General features: G+C 63.9%; 17 protein-coding genes. 9 read left to right on the top strand and 8 right to left on the bottom strand.

Annotated elements, in window-relative coordinates:
• Nucleotides 1–13 precede the first annotated feature (13 nt).
• From BRAD285_RS10005 to BRAD285_RS35325, 3 genes are all read right to left on the bottom strand, one after another.
• On the bottom strand, nucleotides 14–508 hold the full coding sequence (locus BRAD285_RS10005; protein ID WP_006610121.1) for a tripartite tricarboxylate transporter TctB family protein: 495 nt from the start codon (nucleotides 506–508) through the stop codon (nucleotides 14–16).
• Nucleotides 509–517: 9 nt separating this feature from the next.
• Nucleotides 518–1,516, bottom strand: a complete 999-nt coding sequence (locus BRAD285_RS10010) for a tripartite tricarboxylate transporter substrate binding protein (RefSeq protein ID WP_006610120.1) — start codon at nucleotides 1,514–1,516, stop codon at nucleotides 518–520.
• A gap of 365 nt (nucleotides 1,517–1,881) precedes the next feature.
• Nucleotides 1,882–2,019, bottom strand: coding sequence for a hypothetical protein (locus tag BRAD285_RS35325; protein WP_157681677.1), 138 nt, complete (start codon nucleotides 2,017–2,019; stop codon nucleotides 1,882–1,884).
• A 378-nt stretch (nucleotides 2,020–2,397) separates the two neighbouring features.
• Between BRAD285_RS35325 and BRAD285_RS10015 the strand changes: the two genes are divergently transcribed.
• Complete coding sequence (locus BRAD285_RS10015; protein ID WP_006610119.1) at nucleotides 2,398–2,877, top strand: peptidoglycan-binding domain-containing protein; 480 nt, start codon at nucleotides 2,398–2,400, stop codon at nucleotides 2,875–2,877.
• Between the two features lie 137 nt (nucleotides 2,878–3,014).
• On the opposite strand, the gene BRAD285_RS10020 is transcribed toward BRAD285_RS10015, so the two are convergent.
• Nucleotides 3,015–3,671, bottom strand: coding sequence for a hypothetical protein (locus BRAD285_RS10020; protein WP_006610118.1), 657 nt, complete (start codon nucleotides 3,669–3,671; stop codon nucleotides 3,015–3,017).
• A 120-nt stretch (nucleotides 3,672–3,791) separates the two neighbouring features.
• On the opposite strand from BRAD285_RS10020, the gene BRAD285_RS10025 reads away from it, so the two are divergent.
• Nucleotides 3,792–4,247 (top strand): hypothetical protein, encoded by a 456-nt coding sequence (locus BRAD285_RS10025; RefSeq protein ID WP_006610117.1) that lies wholly within the window; start codon nucleotides 3,792–3,794, stop codon nucleotides 4,245–4,247.
• A gap of 57 nt (nucleotides 4,248–4,304) precedes the next feature.
• Here BRAD285_RS10025 and BRAD285_RS10030 read toward each other — a convergent pair whose 3' ends face one another.
• Complete coding sequence (locus tag BRAD285_RS10030; protein ID WP_244422081.1) at nucleotides 4,305–4,862, bottom strand: hypothetical protein; 558 nt, start codon at nucleotides 4,860–4,862, stop codon at nucleotides 4,305–4,307.
• A 108-nt stretch (nucleotides 4,863–4,970) separates the two neighbouring features.
• Between BRAD285_RS10030 and BRAD285_RS35730 the strand changes: the two genes are divergently transcribed.
• The 3 genes from BRAD285_RS35730 to BRAD285_RS10045 all read left to right on the top strand — a co-directional run bounded on the left by BRAD285_RS35730 (nucleotide 4,971) and on the right by BRAD285_RS10045 (nucleotide 7,455).
• Nucleotides 4,971–5,270, top strand: coding sequence for a hypothetical protein (locus BRAD285_RS35730; RefSeq protein WP_172889755.1), 300 nt, complete (start codon nucleotides 4,971–4,973; stop codon nucleotides 5,268–5,270).
• Nucleotides 5,271–5,507: 237 nt separating this feature from the next.
• Nucleotides 5,508–6,707, top strand: a complete 1,200-nt coding sequence (locus BRAD285_RS10040) for an IS256 family transposase (RefSeq protein ID WP_035648604.1) — start codon at nucleotides 5,508–5,510, stop codon at nucleotides 6,705–6,707.
• 76 nt (nucleotides 6,708–6,783) lie between these two features.
• Complete coding sequence (locus BRAD285_RS10045; protein WP_006610673.1) at nucleotides 6,784–7,455, top strand: hypothetical protein; 672 nt, start codon at nucleotides 6,784–6,786, stop codon at nucleotides 7,453–7,455.
• Nucleotides 7,456–7,885: 430 nt separating this feature from the next.
• On the opposite strand, the gene frc is transcribed toward BRAD285_RS10045, so the two are convergent.
• From frc to BRAD285_RS10060, 3 genes are read right to left on the bottom strand one after another with little or no spacing between them, the layout of a single operon-like run.
• The gene (frc, locus tag BRAD285_RS10050) at nucleotides 7,886–9,163 is read right to left on the bottom strand and encodes a formyl-CoA transferase (protein WP_006610672.1); all 1,278 of its coding nucleotides are present in this window, start codon (nucleotides 9,161–9,163) and stop codon (nucleotides 7,886–7,888) included.
• Nucleotides 9,164–9,223: 60 nt separating this feature from the next.
• Nucleotides 9,224–10,954, bottom strand: a complete 1,731-nt coding sequence (oxc, locus tag BRAD285_RS10055; RefSeq protein WP_006610671.1) for an oxalyl-CoA decarboxylase — start codon at nucleotides 10,952–10,954, stop codon at nucleotides 9,224–9,226.
• 56 nt (nucleotides 10,955–11,010) lie between these two features.
• On the bottom strand, nucleotides 11,011–11,706 hold the full coding sequence (locus BRAD285_RS10060; protein WP_371259368.1) for a GntR family transcriptional regulator: 696 nt from the start codon (nucleotides 11,704–11,706) through the stop codon (nucleotides 11,011–11,013).
• A 226-nt stretch (nucleotides 11,707–11,932) separates the two neighbouring features.
• Between BRAD285_RS10060 and BRAD285_RS10065 the strand changes: the two genes are divergently transcribed.
• From BRAD285_RS10065 to gcl, 4 genes are all read left to right on the top strand, one after another.
• Complete coding sequence (locus BRAD285_RS10065) at nucleotides 11,933–14,074, top strand: acetate--CoA ligase family protein (RefSeq protein WP_006610669.1); 2,142 nt, start codon at nucleotides 11,933–11,935, stop codon at nucleotides 14,072–14,074.
• Nucleotides 14,075–14,201: 127 nt separating this feature from the next.
• On the top strand, nucleotides 14,202–15,047 hold the full coding sequence (locus tag BRAD285_RS10070; RefSeq protein ID WP_006610668.1) for an IclR family transcriptional regulator: 846 nt from the start codon (nucleotides 14,202–14,204) through the stop codon (nucleotides 15,045–15,047).
• Nucleotides 15,048–15,586: 539 nt separating this feature from the next.
• A complete protein-coding gene (locus BRAD285_RS10075; protein WP_006610667.1) occupies nucleotides 15,587–17,389 on the top strand; it encodes an adenine deaminase in 1,803 nt (600 codons plus the stop codon).
• A 155-nt stretch (nucleotides 17,390–17,544) separates the two neighbouring features.
• Nucleotides 17,545–19,332, top strand: a complete 1,788-nt coding sequence (gene gcl, locus BRAD285_RS10080) for a glyoxylate carboligase (protein WP_006610666.1) — start codon at nucleotides 17,545–17,547, stop codon at nucleotides 19,330–19,332.
• Nucleotide 19,333: the final 1 nt, after the last annotated feature.

Here is a 19,333-nt window from a genome sequence, read left to right on the forward strand (position 1 = left end):
ATGATTTTTGTTGTTAGAGCCCGAGCCATTCCTCGACCGGTCCCTTGGGCAAGGGGACCATGAACCAGCGCTCGAAGATCAGATAGGTGACGACCGGCATCCCGATCGCCACCGCCGCGACCGTGAGCCAGCCATACTTGCCCAGCCAGCGCATGAACCAGGCGATGAAGACCATGGATGCGAGGTAGATTCCGGTGAAGGGCAGGGCGCCGACATAGATCGCGGTCGGCACCACCACGCTCATGACCTGCCGCAGCTGCGTCCATTCGGCGAACAGTCCGCCGTCATCCTCGCGCAGCGCATTGCGAACATTCATCGCGCTCGACACGACGATGAACAGGCCGACATAGAACGGGAAGAAGCCCGCGCGCGGCCCCTCGGCGCCCCAGTTGATTCCCGCCTTCACGCTGCCGATGATCACGATGATCCCGAACAGCGCGATGGCGAGCGTGACTCCGAGCTCGACCGCCTTATGGCTCGGGCCGGCGGATCGTCCCTGACTGCTCATGCGTGCCGCTCAGTTGGACGCCAGGAAGCCGGCTTCCTTCATCAGGGTCTCGTGCCGCTTCTCCTCCGTCTCGACCCATTTGGCGTAGTCGGCGCCGGTCATGAAGGTGGTGTTGAAAGCGCCGGTCTTCATGAAGTCCTGCCAGTCCGGCGTCTCCCGCACCTTCTTGAACAGCTCGACATAATACTCGACCTGGTCCTTGGTGGCGCGCGGCGACATGAAGATGCCGCGCAGCATCAGGTACTCGATGTCGAGCCCCTGCGACTTGCAGGTCGGAATATCCTTCCAGGCCCTTCCGTCGGTGATCGGCTCGTCATAGCCCATCGGCTTGGCGTCGAACACGCAGAGCGGCCGCACCTTGCCGCCGCGCCATTGCGCCACCGCCTCGATCGGGTTGTTGACAGTGGAATCGACGTGGTTGCCGACGAGCTGCACCGCGACTTCGCCGCCGCCTTTGTAGGGGATGTAGGTGAACTTCGCGCCGGTGGCCTTTTCCATGGCGACCGTGATGATCTGATCTTCCTGCTTCGAGCCGGTGCCGCCCATCTTCAAGGTGCCGCCGGCCTGCTTGACCGCATCGATATAGTCCTTGGCCGTCGCGTAGGACTTGTCGGCATTCACCCACAGCACGAACTCGTCGAGCGCCAGCATCGCGACGGGTGTGAGGTCCTTCCAGCTGAAGGGGATGCCGGTGGCGAGCGGCGTCGTGAACAGGTTCGACAGCGTGATGATGATCTTGTGCGGGTTGCCGGCCGAGCCCTTGACGTCGAGAAAGCCTTCGCCGCCCGCGCCGCCGGACTTGTTGATCACGACCAGCGGCTGCTTCATCAGATTGTGCTTGGTGACGATGCCCTGGATCGTCCGCGCCATCTGGTCGGCGCCGCCGCCGGTGCCCGCGGGAACGATGAACTCGACCGGCCGGACCGGCTCCCAGCCCGCGAGAGCCGGAATGCTGCCTGCGGCCAAGGCCACCCCAGCCGCGAAGGCACCGCGCACAAAACGCTTCATCGACGCTTTCTCCCCTTCAATCTCGGACCTTCGCCGCTTCTTCCGAGCCGCTTACCAGGTCGCGATCCGTCTCATTCCTCAATCATCCCGAGCTTCGACGCCGTCACGCTCGTCGGCTTTCTCCCGGCGCGCGCACGCCTGTTAGGTGCACCAGCGAGCAACAGCACGCTCCAGGAGTTTGCCGATTGCCAATCGACCAATTTGATTTTGGTATGAGAAAGCGGCCGACCGCAATTGAGGAGATGGGCTGGTGCGCCTGCGGAGCCAATTTGTCGCAGCCATCGGGTTCGGTCACAAAAGCAAAAAGCCCCGGGATCCGGGGCTTTTGATTGGGTCGTACAGATGGGGCGCGGGAGGCGCCGGGCTCAGAGGCCGAAATAGGGCAGGTCGCCGTTGCGGTTGGCGGCGCGGGCGCTGACCATGAGCAGGCGATCGAGGGCGGCCAGGAAGCGGCCGAACAGGGACACCGAGTTGACGAGGGGGAGGGCGACGGTCTTGGCCATGGTTTGTCTCCTTCAGTGGCGATATGACGTTCTGACTGAGGAGAATCTACGTATACCAGATGCCAGATACAATAACGGATATTGCATAGCGATATGAGATTTTTGCGCTGCAGCACCTATGTCACAATTGGGATTCCTTATCGAAACCGGCATTGTCATACGGAAAGCGCCGCCCAACGCAGGATTAAAAGGTAACGCGGAACGGATGTGACCGGTACGGCGCGATCGCACAATCCGCGCAACGGGTGGGAACTCTGGCGGACGGAACGCCGTTAATTGCGGCAAAGCTGGGCGGTGCCGGGAAGCGATCATTTCATTTCGTCGGGCCGTCTCAGGATGGAACAAACTATCGGCAGATTTGAGGGCGAAGGAAGAGCCATGCGCGCCTTGATCCTGGCAATGTCCATCCTGACAGCCGTCGCGAGCGCTGACGTCGCGAACGCCGGTCTGAGCAGCTCGCCGCGTGAGGCGACCGAGTCCGCCGATCCCCCGGTAGCCGCACAAGAAGCAAACCAGCAGACCGAGAATCAGATCGGCCTCACCAAGGCGAAGCGCCGTGCCGTGCAGCGCGGCCTGACCCGGCTCGGCTTCGACACCAAGGCCAACGGCACGTTGGACGACCAGACGCGGGCGGCAATCACGCGTTGGCAGGAGGAGCGCGGCTACCCCGCGACCGGCTACCTCAACCCCGCCCAGCACAAGGCGCTGATGAATGCGGCCACCGAGGCAGGCAGATCCGACCGCCAAGCCCGCCGTCACGCGGGGGGCCGGACGCGGCAGTCTCGCAATGCCGGAGGTCCGATTGGCGCGATCGGCGGCGCGATGCACCGCGTGGTGGGCGGGATTTTCGGCAGGTAGGCCATTCAACTGCCGGAGAGTCGGAAGGCGCTCCTTGTCATCTCGAAGATGAGCAGAGAGCAGTTTGCGACGGCTCCGAACTCGTTGTCGACTTCGATGCGCAGCGGCGACAGCGCCCGACGTCGGGGTGCTGGTCGCTATTCTGATCGATTGCCGCTGGAGGCGCGGTTCCTTGGCCAGTGCAGCGCGGCTTCATAACGTGCCCTGTCTACGCGGATTTGGTCCTCGCGCTCCTTCTCGCGGCGGCGTCCAGTCTGGCGAAATTCGGCGAAGGTCTCAAAGACGACATTGTAATCATCATCCAAGTAGAGCCAGCCGCCCAACCTGGTGTGCAACTCGGCGAGGCGCTCGAACAAGACGCGGTCTCCGAACGCGGCTCGGTCAGGATCGCCCCCAGCAATCCAGGCTTCAATGGCCCATTCGTAACCGTACGGCCAACTCGACGCATTCATCCTTTCGCTGATGGTTTGCATAAGATTGCGCAGCTCGAGCCGAGGATGACGCGCGAGAAGCTCAGGGTATCCCAGCTCCCATTGGCGCCATCGCTCAAGGCACGTCTCGGGAACGATGCCAGCCAGGTCACTCGAACAACGAAAGAAGGCTGCGCTTTCGGGCCATGTCGTCCAAGGCATGCATCGAAGGCCGTGTTGCGTCAACGCGCCATAAGTTTCCATTGCCAGTTGCTTGAAGGATGCAAGCAGTTCGTCTTCGCCCGGCGCAAGCTTCGCGAAGTCAGCAAGAAGCTTGTCCTGCCACTCGCCAAATTTGGTTCGTTCGCCTTCGTCCACGATCATGTTCTTTCGTCTGGATCAAAGCGGGTTTTGCCTTGTAAGGGAAAGGAGAAAAGAGCGAACCAGCACACTGAACGTTTGCATATTCTGACATCAACGCAAGCCGGAGAGGAGTTGATCTCGATGAAGATCATCAAGGGCGACCTCATCAAGCTCGCGCTCGACGGGCATTTTGATGTGATCGTGCACGGTTGCAATTGCCAGTGCACGATGGGGGCGGGAATCGCGAAGAGCGTCAAGGACATCTTTCCCGAGGCCTATGCGGCCGATCTGGCGACGCCGAAGGGCAGCCGTGAAAAGTTGGGATCCATTTCGGCGGCGACCGTCCTGCGTGGCGGCCAGCACCTCACGATCGTCAACGGCTATACGCAATTCCACTGGCGCGGTCCCGGCGTTCTCGTCGACTACGCGGCCGTCGGAGCGGTCATGAAGGAAGTGAAGCTTCAATTTCCCGAACGCCGCATCGGCTATCCCAAGATCGGTGCGGGCTTGGCCAAGGGTGACTGGAGCGTGATCGCAGAGATCATCGACGCCGAGCTCGAGGGCGAGGATCACACGCTGGTGGAGTATCTCGCCTGACAACGCTCGGTGGACTCGGCGCTCGATACCTCGCGCCACGCCAGGCTTGGTGGGGCACTATCGAAGCATCCAGAAATCGCCAACTGGTCCAGCCGGATCTCTTTTGGGTGGCCCTAGCACGTCGCCCAGACCTGGGTTGCTCGACTGCGCGATCGTGCAGACTCTGGTCTGCAACGTCTCGGTTTTCTCGTGGCCAGCCTTGAGCATGCCCGCGACGTCAGGCGGAATTCTGCAATCGGTCGAATGAGCTTCGACATATTCGATCATTTTGAGTTCGGCCTCAGAGAAACCGCGAATAAGTTCACAGGCGTCTTGCGGCGTTGCGCGGCGCTCGGCGGCGGCCATGATCAACCGGCCACGCCGCTCTGCCTCTGCGCGCAAGGGAAAAAATCCGTTGCAGACATCCGAAGCGCCGTCAGCGACCGCCGGCGCGCTGTCGACCCGCGGAGGGGCGGCGGTCTGCCCGGGCAGCGGCGCTGGAAATGCGTACTGCGCGAAGGCGTGACCAACGGTCGGGGTCATCGCGGCTACGACGAGGCGTAAAATCAGGTGTCGTGCTGTCCGTGTGATCACGATCCGCACTCCGTCCGCATTCACCTCGAAAGCTTCAGCCATTTGGCGCTATCCCGTTCGGTTTGTAAAGGCGCCGAGCAGACGACAGCTTTCCATAACCCCGGGGAGGTCTCAGGAGGCCAGCCCGTAGTAGCGCCGATAGGAAGCAAGATGCTGCTGTGGCGTAAAGCCGTCAAAATCGCCGGCGCGCTTGCAATCCAGTCTGGTGGGGAATTCAGTGACAGCACTGGATCCCCATATTGGATCCTGGTGCCATATCTCGGTGCCGACCCGCTGTTCTCCGGCGAGCGACACCGGTTGCCGTTCCTCGATTATCTGCGCCTCGCATTCCGCTGGGCCGGCTTTCCCGGAATCGACCGGCATGCGGCGCGGGATGATGTACGGGATTTCGTCGCTAAGGTTCGGAAAAGATCTGATGCCATTCTGAACCCGGACCTTGCTGTTGCTTGAGGCAACGCTAATCTGATGAATGTTTTGGCTTGTACCTTCGGTGCCAACGTGGCTGACAAAAAGATCGCCCCTCGTCTGTTGGTCGTGTCCCCGGTGGTGGTGTAGCTCGGTAGAGCAAAGCCGCCCGGACGCGCGCTGTCACGTAGCGCCGTAGCGGGCGGGCGGCTTTGCGGTGGTCATCGGCAGTTCTCCGGTAGGATCGGGTTGCGACACGCCAACGCAACCGAGGACCCACCGATGACCGACGACATGATGAACCTGCGAACACTCGTGGAGAAGACCCCTGATGCGGATTTGTTGCGCGAGATGATCGGCTTTGCCGCCCAGCGCCTGATGGAGCTGGAGGTCGAAAGCCAGACCGGAGCAGGCTACGGCGAGAAGACCCCCGAGCGTCTGGCCCAGCGCAACGGCTACCGCGACCGGACCTGGGAGACCCGGGCCGGTACGGTCGAACTGCGTATTCCCAAGCTGCGCAAGGGCTCCTATTTCCCGGGCTTCTTAGAGCCGCGCCGGATGGCCGAGAAGGCGCTCACCGCCGTGGTCCAGGAAGCCTATGTGCAAGGCGTTTCAACCCGCTCGGTGGATGACCTGGTGCAGGCCATGGGCATGACCGGCATCTCGAAGAGCCAAGTGAGCCGGCTGTGCGGTGAGATCGATGACAAGGTGAAGGCCTTCCTCGGCCGTCCGATCGAGGGCGACTGGCCGTATCTGTGGATCGACGCCACCTACGTGAAGGTGCGCCAGAACGGGCGCATCGTGTCGGTGGCGGTGATCGTCGCAGTCGGTGTCAACAGCGACGGCCGGCGCGAGGTTCTCGGCATGGACGTCGGCCCCTCCGAAGCCGAGACGTTCTGGACCGCGTTCTTGCGCAAGCTCGCCCGCCGCGGCCTGCGCGGCGTCAAGCTCGTCGTGTCCGACGCCCACGAGGGCATCAAGGCCACCGTCGCCAAGGTGCTCAACGCCAGCTGGCAGCGCTGCCGCGTCCACTTCATGCGCAACGCGCTGGCCCATGCCGGAAAGAGCGGGCGCCGCGTGGTCTCCGCTTTCATCGCCACCGCGTTCGCCCAGGACGATGCCGATGCCGCAAAAACGCAGTGGCGCAAGGTCGCCGATCAGCTCCGCCCCAAGCTGCCCAAGCTGGCCGGCTTCCTCGACGAGGCCGAGACCGACGTACTCGCCTACATGACGTTCCCGCCCCAGCACCGGACCAAGTTGCACTCCACCAATCCGATCGAGCGTCTCAACGGAGAGATCAAGCGGCGCACCGAGGTGGTCGGCATCTTCCCAAATGAGGATGCCATCGTCCGCCTCATCGGCGCGATCCTGCTCGAACAAAACGACGAATGGGCCGTCCAGCGAGCCCGCTATGTGACACTGGAAACCATCGCACCGATGAGCGATGATCCTACCGTCAGCCTTCAGGCTATCGCCAGCTGACCAGCCCGGCTCTCGCCGGCGAACGCGGTGACCCACCGCGAGCTACACCACGCCACGGGACACGATCCGTCTGTTTGTGATCTTTGCGCGGGAAGCACATGAGGCTGTCATCTTTCGTCGGGGGCCGTCGGCCTGGTTTCATGTCATCCGCTGGAACACGAAGACCGACCAGTTCTATCCGGGCGCATGGCTGAAAGGGCGCATCTATCCGGAAAAATGCGATCTGTCGCCTGACGGTGAACTGCTTCTGTCGTTCATCCACCAGGGACGCAATCTGCGAACCGGTTACACGGATGCGTGGAGCGCGATTAGCCGGACGCCCTGGCTTCATGCGCTTGGGCTGTGGCCCCAGGGCACGACATACGGCGGAGGCGGCCGCTTCACCGACAATCGAAGTGCCGTGCTCAGATTTTACCCGGTCGCCGCACATCCAGATCATCTGGGTGCTGGGCTCGACATTAGCTTCATCGCCTCTGACACGAGCTTCGCCAGGGAGAACGATCTCGCTCCCTTACATTGCTCGACGAGCGAAATTGCCGGAGTCGAGTGGACCGGCCGAGATCAACGGGGAAGATTGATCTATACGGCTCATGGCAAGCTCATATGCGCGGCGACAAAGACGCGGGACGAGATCTGCCTCGCCGACTTCAACAACCTCGTTCCGGACCCGCAACCCCCTCCGTTCTCCGCCACCGTGCCGCTTAGTGCGAACCAGCACCCGCGACGCGCCGGGTCTCGACAAAGATAGCCGTCTTCTGCGCGTTCGAGGAGCTCTGTGCACTGTCACTGAATCCCCGGGGTGCCGGTGCGGTCGAGCAGATAGCTCCTGACGCGACCAAGCCAATCTGCCGGCGCGGCCGTTGGTGCCACGAACTCAGACAATGCGTATGGATTCCGGGCTCGCCCTGCGGGTGCCCCGGAATGACGAGCGGGGAGAGTGTGTGGTGTCCTCGCGGGCGGTTGTGGCCGTTGGAGACGCACACCATCCCTTTCATCATGTCCGATCCTGCGCGGCATCGCCGTCCTTTGAACGGACCAGCGGTCCAGCGGTCGGAAACAAGTCCGGATGCATCAGAATTAAAAAGCCGCCGGTGTGGTGCCGGCGGCTTGATGGTGATGGGGGACAGGTACAGCGGCGATTGCGCCGCGCCCGTCTTCTCTGGCGCTAAATGCCCGCCTTACTCCGCCGCTTCCTTCCGCGGCGGATCGAGCGCGCCGGAGTCGTGGATTTCGGCGACCTGGTGGTCGCTGAACCCCAGCACCTGGCGGAGGATCTCGTCGGTGTGCTCGCCGAGCAGGGGAGAGCGGGTGACGTCGGCCGGGCTGTCCGACAGCTTGATCGGGTTGCCGACCGAGAGATACTTGCCGCGGGTCGGGTGGTCGACCTCGACCAGGGTGCCGGTCTTGCGCAGCGACTCGTCCTCGGCGATCTCCTTCATCGAGAGAATGGGACCGCAGGGGATGTCGAACTCGTTCAGGATGTCCATGGCCTCGAACTTGGTCTTGGTCATGGTCCACTGCTCGATGCGGCCGAAGATCTCGTTCAGGCGCGGCAGGCGGGCGGCGGGCTTGGCGTAGTTCGGATCGGTCTTCCAGGTCGGCTCGCCGATCACGTCGCAGATCTTCTCCCAGACCGGAGCCTGGGTGATGAAGTAGATGTAGGCGTTCGGGTCGGTTTCCCAGCCCTTGCACTTCAGGATGCGGCCGGGCTGGCCACCGCCGGAATCGTTGCCGGCGCGCGGCACGGCGTCGCCGAACGGCACGCCCTCGCCGAACTGGCTGTATTCCTTGAGCGGACCGTGATCGAGGCGCTGCTGGTCGCGCAGCTTGACGCGGCAGAGGTTGAGCACGCCGTCCTGCATCGCGGCCGTGACGCGCTGGCCCTTGCCGGTGTGGGTGCGCTGATAGAGCGCGGTGACGATGCCGAGCGCCAGATGCAGGCCGGTGCCGGAATCGCCGATCTGCGCGCCGGTGACCAGCGGCAGGCCGTCACGGAAGCCGGTGGTCGAGGCGGCGCCGCCGGTGCACTGCGCGACGTTCTCGTAGACCTTGCAGTCCTCGTAGGGGCCGGGGCCAAAGCCCTTGATCGAGGCGACGATCATCTTCGGGTTGATCGCCTGGATCTTCTCCCAGGGGAAGCCCATGCGATCGAGCACGCCGGGGCCGAAATTCTCGACCAGCACGTCGCACTTCTTGATCAGCTCGGTGAGAACCTCTTTGCCCTTCGGGTTCTTGGTGTCGAGCGTGATCGACCGCTTGTTGTGGTTCAGCATCGTGAAATAGAGGCTGTCCACGTTCGGAATGTCCTGCAGCTGGCCGCGGGTGATGTCACCCACGCCCGGACGCTCGACCTTGATCACGTCGGCGCCGAACCAGGCCAGCAGCTGCGTGCAGGTCGGTCCGGATTGGACGTGGGTGAAGTCGAGAATGCGAACGCCCTCGAGCGCCTTGGTCATGTTGTTCCTCTCCGTATCGAATGGTCATCCCGCATCGGCGGGCAGGTGATGTGGGTGGCCTTACTTCTTCTTGGTCAGCACGCTCTGCGGATTGAGGTTGCCGATACGGCCGCTCTCCGAACCCGCGGCGGGATCGATCACGGCGTTGATCAAGGTCGGCTTGCCGGAATCCATCGCTTCGTTCACGGCGCGCTTCAGCTCGTCGGGGCTCGTCGCGTTGACGCCGACGCCGCCGAAGGCTTCCATCATCTTGTCGTAGCGCGCGCCCTTGACGAACACGGTGGTCGCCGGATCTGACCCTGCCGAATTCTGGTCGGTGCCGCGATAGATGCCGTCATTGTTGAAGATGACGACGCAGACCGGCAGATTGTAGCGGCAGATGGTCTCGACCTCCATGCCGGAGAAGCCGAAGGCTGAGTCGCCCTCGATCGCCAGCACCGGCTTACCGGTCTCGACGGCGGCGGCGATCGCCGAGCCCATGCCGATGCCCATCACGCCCCAGGTGCCGACGTCCAAGCGCTTGCGCGGCTGGTACATGTCGATCACGCCGCGGGCGAGGTCGAGCGTGTTGGCGCCCTCGTTGACCAGGATCGCGTCGGGACGCTCCTTGATGATGGTGCGGAGCACGCCGAGCGCGCCGTGATAGTCCATCGGCGAGTTGTTGTTCATCAGCCGCGGCGCCATCTTGGCGACGTTGTCCTCGCGCTTCTTCTGCACCGCGCTCAGCCACTCGGCCGGCGCCTTGGTCCAGCTGCTGCCCATCGCCTCGGAGAAGGCCGTGACGACCGATCCGATGTCGCCGACCACGGGGGCCGCGATCTCGACGTTGGAGTCCATCTCCTTCGGCTCGATGTCGACCTGGATGAACTTCTTCGGTTGATCGCCCCAGCTCTTGCCCTTGCCGTGCGACAACAGCCAGTTGAGGCGCGCGCCGATCAGCATGACGACGTCGGAATCCTTCAGCACCGTCGAGCGCGCCGCACCTGCGCATTGCGGATGCAGATCGGGCAGCAGGCCCTTGGCCATGCTCATCGGCAGGAACGGCACGCCGCTCTTCTCGACGAAATTCTTGATCGCCTCGTCAGCCTGCGCATAAGCCGCGCCCTTGCCGAGGATGATCAGCGGACGCTTGGCGCTCTTGAGCACATCGAGCGCGCGCTTGACCGAGTCGGGGGAGGGGATCTGCGCCGGAGCCGGATCGATCACCTTCACCAGCGAGGCCGTGCCGGCCTGCGCGTTCATCACCTGGCCGAACAGTTTGGCCGGCAGATCGAGATAGACGCCGCCGGGACGGCCCGAGACCGCGGCGCGGATCGCGCGGGCGAAGCCGATGCCGATGTCCTGGGCGTGCAGCACGCGGAACGCCGCCTTGCACAGCGGCTTGGCGATCGCGAGCTGATCCATCTCCTCATAGTCACCCTGCTGCAGGTCGACGATCTCGCGCTCGGACGAGCCGGAGACCAGGATCATCGGGAAGCAGTTGGTCGTCGCGTGCGCCAGCGCCGTGAGGCCGTTGAGGAAGCCCGGCGCCGACACGGTGAGGCAGACGCCCGGCTTCTTGGTGAGGAAGCCGGCGATCGCGGCGGCGTAGCCGGCGTTCTGCTCGTGGCGGAAGGAGAGCACGCGGATGCCTTCAGCCTGCGCCATGCGGCCGAGGTCGGTGATCGGAATCCCCGGAACGTTGTAGATCGTGTCGATCCCGTTCAGCTTCATCGCGTCGATGACGAGATGGAAGCCGTCCGTCAGTTCCTCGTGGGTCTCCGCCTCGGTCTTCATGGCTGTCTGCGGCATGCGCCTCTCTCCCTGGTCGTGTATGAAGGCGCATTCCGCGTCTTCTGTTTGAACGGTTAGCTGAATAGTTCCTGGCCGTGCGTCTCGACGTAAGTCGCGAGACCCAGCGTGTGATCACGGGCGCGCTTTTCGGCGAGCTCGGTGTTGCGTTCCTCCAGCGCCTCGATAATCGCGAGGTGCTCGGGCAGGGACGCCGCGATACGATCGGTGCGGCCGATCGTGAGCTGGCGATAGCCGCGCACATGGAGCAGAATGTCGTTGGTCATGTCGACCAGCACCGGCGACTCCGACAGCGAGATCAGCGCCTGATGAAACGCGATGTTCGCCTTGGAATATTCCTCGATGTGCTCCTGCGGCGGCCGGTCCTTGCCGAAATCCTTGAAGTAGTCGCGCAGCGCCGTGATGTCCTTCTTGCGCGCGATCGTGGTGATGAGGCGCGCGGCCATGCTCTCCAGCGCCGCCCAGGCGCGGATCATGTCGACGATCTCGCTCTTCGTCCGGCGCACCACGACGATGCCACGGCGCGGCACGGTCTTCACGAAGCCGTCCTGCTCGAGCATCGCGATCGCTTCGCGGATCGGCGTGCGGCTGACACCGAGGCGTTCGGAAAGCGCGCGCTCGTCGAGCATCACGGGCTCGGGCGAGGCGTAGATGTCCATCTTCAGAATGGCTTCTTTCAAGGCCTCATAGGCCTTATTCTTGAAGCTCGTCTCCGGGGCGATGCGAGCGATCGCGATGTCGGCCTCGGCCATGATGGGCAATGCCTTGTTCGTTTTCTCTGTAGACAAGACCGATCTCCTCTCCTTGGGAGATCACTGTGTACAGCATTTTGCGTCCAATATTTTTGGCATGCCAGATGCCAGACTGTCAAGGCGAGCGATTTTTCCGCGTTTCCACATCTTCGATGCGCTTGACAAAGTTTGCTTCTGGCATACCAAATGCCATAAACCACGAGCAATCCCCCAGGAGGAAGCCCCGATGTCTGACGCCATCCCGAACGCCAAGGCCACGATCCGAGACGTGCTCGATCGTGTGAAGGCGGACAAACGCACCGCCCTGACCGCGCCCGAAGGCAAGATCGTCTGCGACGCCTACGGGATTCCGGTGCCGAAAGAGGGATTGGCGAAGTCGGCGGCCGAGGCGGCGAAGCTCGCCGGCGACATGGGTTTTCCCGTTGTCATGAAGATCGTCTCGCCGGACATTCTGCACAAGACGGAAGCGGGCGGCGTCATCGTCGGCGTGAAGACTGCTGACGACGCGCAGAAGGCGTACGAGACGATTCTCGCGAATGCGAAGAAGTACAAGGCCGACGCCAAGATCGAGGGCATCCAGGTGCAGCAGATGCTGACCGGCGGTACCGAGGTGATCGTCGGCTCCATCACCGACGGCTCGTTCGGCAAGCTGGTGGCCTTCGGCCTCGGCGGCGTTCTGGTCGAGGTGCTGAAGGACGTGACCTTCCGTCTCGCCCCCGCCACCAAGGAAGATGCCCTGTCGATGCTGGACGGCATCCAGGCCCATGAAATGTTGAAGGGCGTGCGCGGCGGCGATGCCGTCAGCCGCGAGGCGCTGTCGGACGTCATCGTCAAGGTCTCGAAGCTGGTCAGCGATTTCCCTGAAATCGTCGAGCTCGACCTGAACCCGGTGTTCGCCACCAAGAACGGCGCGATCGCAGCGGACGTCCGCATCGTCGTCGATTTCGACTACAAGCCCCGTCCGGCGCCGCGCTCGAACGAGGAAATCGTCACCGCGATGAACCGCATCATGAAGCCCCAGGCGGTCGCCGTGATCGGCGCCTCCGCCGAGGACGGCAAGATCGGCAACTCCGTGATGAAGAACCTGATCAATGGCGGCTACAAGGGCCAGATCTACCCGATCCACCCCAAGGCCTCCGAGATCCTCGGCTACAAGGCCTATAAGAGCGTCAAGGATGTCCCCGGCGTGATCGACACCGCGGTGTTCGCGATCCCCGCCAAGTTCGTCGCCGGCGCGCTGACCGAATGCGGCGAGAAGCAGATCCCCGGCGCGGTGCTGATCCCCTCGGGCTTCGCCGAAGCCAACGAGCCGGAGCTGCAGGCCGAGATCGTCGAGATCGGCAAGAAGTACAATGTCCGCCTGATGGGGCCGAACATCTACGGCTTCTACTACACGCCGGCCAATCTCTGCGCGACCTTCTGCACCGCCTATGACGTCAAGGGCCACGCGGCGCTGTCGTCGCAGTCGGGCGGCATCGGCATGGCGATCATCGGCTTCTCGCGCTCGGCCAAGATGGGCGTGTCGGCGATCGTCGGCCTCGGCAACAAGTCCGACATCGACGAGGACGATCTGCTCGCCTTCTTCGAGCAGGACCCCAACACCAACCTGATCGCGCAGCACTGCGAAGACCTCAAGGACGGCCGCGCCTTCGCCGAAGCCGCCAAGCGCGTCTCCAAGAAGAAGCCGGTCATCGTGCTCAAGGCTGGCCGCACCTCGGCCGGCGCGAAGGCCGCCTCGTCGCACACCGGTGCGCTCGCCGGCAACGACAAGATCTATGAGGACGTGCTGAAGCAGTCGGGCGTCATCCGCGCCCGCTCGCTGCGCCAGCTGCTCGAATTCGCCCGCGGCGTGCCGGTGCTGCCGACGCCGAAGGGCGAGAACGTCCTCATCATCACCGGCGCCGGCGGTTCGGGCGTGCTGTTGTCCGACGCCGTCGTCGACAACGGCCTGTCGCTGATGACGATGCCGCCGGATCTCGATGCCGCCTTCCGCAAGTTCATCCCGCCGTTCGGTGCCGCCGGCAACCCGGTCGACATCACCGGTGGCGAGCCGCCGATCACCTATGTGAACACGGTCAAGCTCGGCCTGTCGGACGAGCGCATCCACGCGCTGATCCTCGGCTACTGGCACACGATCGTCACCCCGCCGATGGTGTTCGCGCGCAACATGGTCGAGGTGAAGAAGGAGATGGAGGCCAAGGGTTTTGTGAAGCCCATGGTCGCCTCGCTCGCCGGCGACGTCGAGGTCGAGGAAGCCGCCGAATATCTCTACCAGAACGGCATCCCGGCCTACGCCTATTCGACCGAGCTGCCGGTCGAGGTGCTCGGCGCGAAGTACAAGTGGGCGCGCGGCGCGGGCCTGCTCTGATTTGAACTGACGCGAATGCCGCTCCGGCCCTGGCCGGAGCGGCTCTTTCTTATGTAGCGTGACGAAGCAAGATCCGTCCGTCCTGCAACGACGCCGTCCCGGAGAGGGCGGCGCAGAGAGGCGCCACGTGATCCGTCGCAAGACGATCGAGCCACGCGCAGATGCCGCGGCCGAGCCCCGCGACGGCGGCGTCCAATCCGTCGGCCGCGCTTTGCAGATCCTGGAAATTCTCGCCGAGGACGACGAAGGCTATCGCCTCAGCGATCTCGCGGTCCGTGCCGGGCTCTCCACCTCCACCGTCCACCGCCTGCTGACGACCCTGGAGAAGCGCCGCTTCGTCCAGTTCGACCGCATGGAATCCAAATGGCACGTCGGCGCGCAGAGCTTTGCCGTCGGCGCCACCTTCACCCGCCGGCGCAACTTCGTCGCGCTCGCCATCCCCTATCTGCGACGGCTGCGTGATCAGTCGCGCGAGACCGCCAACCTCGCCGTCGTCGACGATGAATCCTTGATGGTGCTGCTGCGGCTGGACAGCCGCGAGATCATGCGCTCGCTGACCAAGGTCGGCGGCCGCCTCGCGATGGTCGCCTCCGGCATGGGCAAGGCGGTGCTCGCGACCTATTCCGACGACGACGTCAACGGCATCATCCACCGCCAGGGCATGCCGCGCCTGACCGAGAAGTCCATCATCCGCGCCAGCGACCTGTTTCGCGAATTGGAGACCATCCGACGCCAGGGCTACGCCGTCGACGACGAGGAGGCGAGGCTCGGCCTGCGCTGCATCGCCGCCGTCGTCCACGATTCCTGCCGCGAGCCCCTGGCAGCGATCTCGATCTCGGGCCTCGCGAGCCGGCTGACGGAGGATCGGGTGCCGGTGGTCGGCGGAATGGTGCGGGATATCGCTGCGGAACTGACGGCGGCGCTGGGGGGCGCGGTGTCAGTGGACACACCTGCCAGATGTCAGCCCGATTGACTGCCGCCATAGGAGAACGGACAATCTAAGTGTCACCGGATGCTTGGATGCGTAAACTCTGAAATGGCAGAAACGAGGCCGGGATTGAGATTGTCAGATCAACCCTCGAATCGATCGATATACGTTTGTCAGCACGTGTTCGACATCTCGCGGGGTATGGATTACGTCCATTATGACGGTGATGGTGATATCCTGATAACGTGCTCCGGAGATGATCATAATTTCCTTGATCCGACTGAGGTTCACGTAGTGGGCCTTGGGCACCTTTTGACTCGGGATCCAACGCTGAACGATCTGCCGGATCTCTCAAAAGGCGATTGGGCCGATCGGATGGATCGGCGACAACCCTGGCGGAAGCACAATCACGAAACGTAGTTGCCGCTACAGATCTCGTTCGATAGGTGCGATGAAAAAGTCGCAGCTGGTCGTTCACCTTGCTCAAGGGGTGAGCAGGCGCCTAGCGGTATTTGGGCTTGCCGACACCCCGCTCGCGCGCAACGATCGGCGACGGATCACCGCAACCGTCCAGGGAGCTTGCCATGACCAAACCCACCCGCTTCTCGGTCGCCCCTCTGCACACGATGACGCGGCAGTTGGCCCATGTCGCCTCGGGCCGCGCCGCGCCCGATCTCGTCATCACCGGCGCGCGCGTGCTCTCGACCTACTCGGAACGCATTCACCCGAACCGCGAGCTCTGGATCACCGGCGGGCGCGTCGCTGCCGTGAAGCCGGCCGGGGCGCACAAGGCGCTTCCCTCAGGCTTTGCGATCTACGACGCCGCCGACGGCATCATCGCTCCCGGCCTCGTCGATCCGCACATCCACATCGAATCCTCGATGGTGACGGCCTGTGCCTATGCGGAGGCGGCGCTGCTCAACGGCACCACGACGATCTTCTGCGACAGCCACGAGATTGGCAACGTCATGGACGTCGCGGGCGTCGAGGCCATGCTCGAGGACGCGCGCCAGGCGCCGCTGTCGATCTTTCTCACCGTGCCCTCGACGGTGCCGGCGACGTCGGCGGCGCTGGAGACCGCCGGCGGCGACCTCACGCCGGACAAGATCGCCGGCCTGTTCGACCGCTGGCCGGAGGCGATGGCGCTCGGCGAGAAGATGGATTTCGTCCCGGTCTGCATGGGCGACGAGCGCAGCCATGCGATCCTTGCCGCCGCCCTGCAGCGCGGGCGGCCGGTGTCCGGCCATGTCTATGGCCGCGAGTTCGTCGCGGCGTATGCCGCGAGCGGCGTGACCGATACGCATGAGGCGATCGATCGCGACATCGCCGACGACCTGCTCGATGCCGGCGTCTGGATCTTCCTGCGCGGCGGGCCGCCCACGACGCCGTGGCACAGCCTGCCGCAGGCGATCCGCACCATCACCGAGCTCGGCGCCTCGCACAAGCGCACCGCCGTCTGCACCGACGACCGCGACGCCGACGACCTCATGCTGTTCGGCCTGGACTGGGTGGTGCGCGAAGCCGTGAAGGCCGGAATGTCACCGGAGCAGGCGTGGTCGATGGGCTCGCTGCACGGCGCGACGCGCTTTGCGATGGACGGCGAGATCGGCGGTCTCGGCGGCGGCCGCCGCGCCGACCTGGTGCTGCTCGATGATGGCCTCAAGCCGCAATCGACCTGGTATGGCGGCGAACTCGTCGTCGAGAAGGGCAAGATCACCGCGCAGCTCGATCAGGCGCTGTCGCAACGTTATCAGTACCCGAAAGCGGCCTACGCCACGGTGAAGCTGCCGGCCAAGATGACGCTCACGCCGGAGCTGCCGACCAAGGCCTGCACGGTCAACGCGATCAAGACCGCGCTGCCGGGCATCACGCTGATCCATGAGAAGGTCGCGATCGAGCCGGCCAATGATTGGGAGACGCTGTTCGCGCGCCACGGCCTTTGCTTCGTCGCCGTGATCGAGCGTCACGGCAAGTCGGCCGGCAATGTCGCGCACGGGCTGTTGAAGGATTTCGGCCTGAAGCGCGGCGCCGTCGCCTCCAGCGTCGGCCATGACAGCCACAACATCATCGTCGCCGGCACTAACGAAGCCGACATGCAGGTCGCGGTGGCCGCGATCGGCGCGCAGCAGGGCGGTGTCTGCGTCGTTGCCGACGGCCAAGTGCGTGCGATGGTTCCGCTACCGATTGCGGGACTCCTGTCGGACAAGCGCATCACCGAAGTCGCTGATGAGGTGAAGCTGCTGAAACAGGAATGGGCCGAAGCCGGCTGCACCATTCCCTACATGGGCTTCAATTTGATTCCTCTATCGGTCATTCCGGAAATTCGTATCACCGACAAGGGCCTCGTGCTGGTGCCGCAGATGGAGCTCGCGCCGCTGTTCGAATAGCACGTTGTTAGGACATGTCAGCGTGTCTCCGTCCTAACTAACTGAAGCGCCCGACCTTTTGCCGAGCATGCCGCATCGTGGGAAAAATCGACGACTGAATTGAGATCATTGCCGTCAGCAGCGATCCTCGCGCATCAAATAACGGGAGGCGCGAGATGGCGAAGATGCGGGCAATCGATGCTGCGGTGCGGATCTTGGAGAAGGAGGGCGTCGCTTGCGCCTTCGGCGTTCCCGGTGCTGCGATCAATCCGCTGTATTCCGCGCTGCAACGGCGCGGCTCGATCCGCCACATTCTCGCCCGCCACGTCGAGGGCGCCTCGCACATGGCCGAAGGCTATACCCGCGCCAAGGCCGGCAATATCGGCGTGTGCATCGGCACGTCGGGGCCGGCCGGCACCGACATGATCACCGGGCTGTATTCGGCGATCGCTGACTCCATTCCGATCCTTTGCATCACCGGCCAGGCGCCGCGCGCGCGGCTCTACAAGGAGGATTTCCAGGCCGTCGACATCGAGCAGATCGCAAAGCCCGTGACGAAGTGGGCGGTGACGGTGCGCGAGCCCGGTCTCGTGCCGCGCGTGTTCAGCCAGGCCTTCCACATCATGCGCTCGGGCCGCCCGGGCCCGGTGCTGATCGATTTGCCGCTCGACGTGCAACTCGCCGAGATCGAGTTCGACGACGAGACCTACGCGCCGCTGCCGGTCTACAAGCCCGCCGCGACCCGCAAGCAGGTCGAGAAGGCGCTGGAGATGCTCAACGCCGCGGAGCGGCCGCTGATCGTCGCCGGCGGCGGCGTCATCAACGCCGATGCCAGCGATCTCCTCGTCACCTTCGCCGAGATCGTCAACGTGCCTGTTGTCCCGACCCTGATGGGGTGGGGCGCCATTCCCGATGATCATGTGCTGATGGCCGGCATGGTCGGCCTGCAGACCAGCCACCGCTATGGCAACGCGAACTTTCTTGAGTCCGATTTCGTGCTCGGCATCGGCAACCGCTGGGCCAACCGCCACACAGGTTCATTGGAGACCTACACCAAGGGCCGGACCTTCGTGCATGTCGATATCGAGCCGACCCAGATCGGCCGCGTGTTCAATCCCGATCTCGGCATCGTCTCCGATGCCAAGGCTGCGCTCGAGATGTTCATCACCGTGGCGCGCGAATGGCGCAAGGCGGGGAAACTGCGCGAGCGGCAGGCATGGCCCGCGGCGTGCGGGAATCGCAAGCGCACGATGCTCCGTCGCAGCGATTTCGACCAGGTGCCGATCAAGCCGCAGCGCGTCTATCACGAGATGAACAAGGCGTTCGGCCGCGACACCTGCTATGTCAGCGTCATCGGCCTGTCGCAGATCGGCGGCGCGCAGTTCCTCAGCGTCAATCATCCGCGCCACTGGATCAATGCGGGGCAGGCGGGCCCGCTCGGCTGGACCCTGCCGGCCGCGCTCGGCGTCCGCGCCGCCGATCCCAAGCGTGAGATCGTCGCGCTCTCCGGCGACTACGACTTTCAGTTCCTGATCGAGGAGCTCGCCGTCGGCGCCCAGTTCAATCTGCCCTACATCCATGTCGTCGTGAACAACGCCTATCTCGGCCTGATCCGCCAGGCGCAGCGTGGCTTCTCGATGGACTACCAGGTGCAGCTCTCGTTCGAGAACATCAACGCGCCGGAGGTCGGCGGCTACGGCGTCGACCACGTCGCAGTCGCGCAGGGACTCGGCTGCAAGGCCATCCGCGTCACCGATCCGCGCCAGGCGCAGGCAGCGTTTGCGACCGCGCGCGAATGGATGGCGGAGTATCAGGTGCCGGTCGTCGTGGAGTTCGTGCTCGAACGCGTCACCAACATCGCGATGGGCACGGAGATCGATAACGTCGTGGAGTTCGAGGAGGTGCTCGACCTGCCGGTCGACGACACGCCGGTCGAGCCGGCGCGCACGCTGCAGCCGGCCTGAT

Origin of the sequence: Bradyrhizobium sp. ORS 285, from assembly GCF_900176205.1 — a bacterium.
Taxonomy (GTDB): domain Bacteria; phylum Pseudomonadota; class Alphaproteobacteria; order Rhizobiales; family Xanthobacteraceae; genus Bradyrhizobium.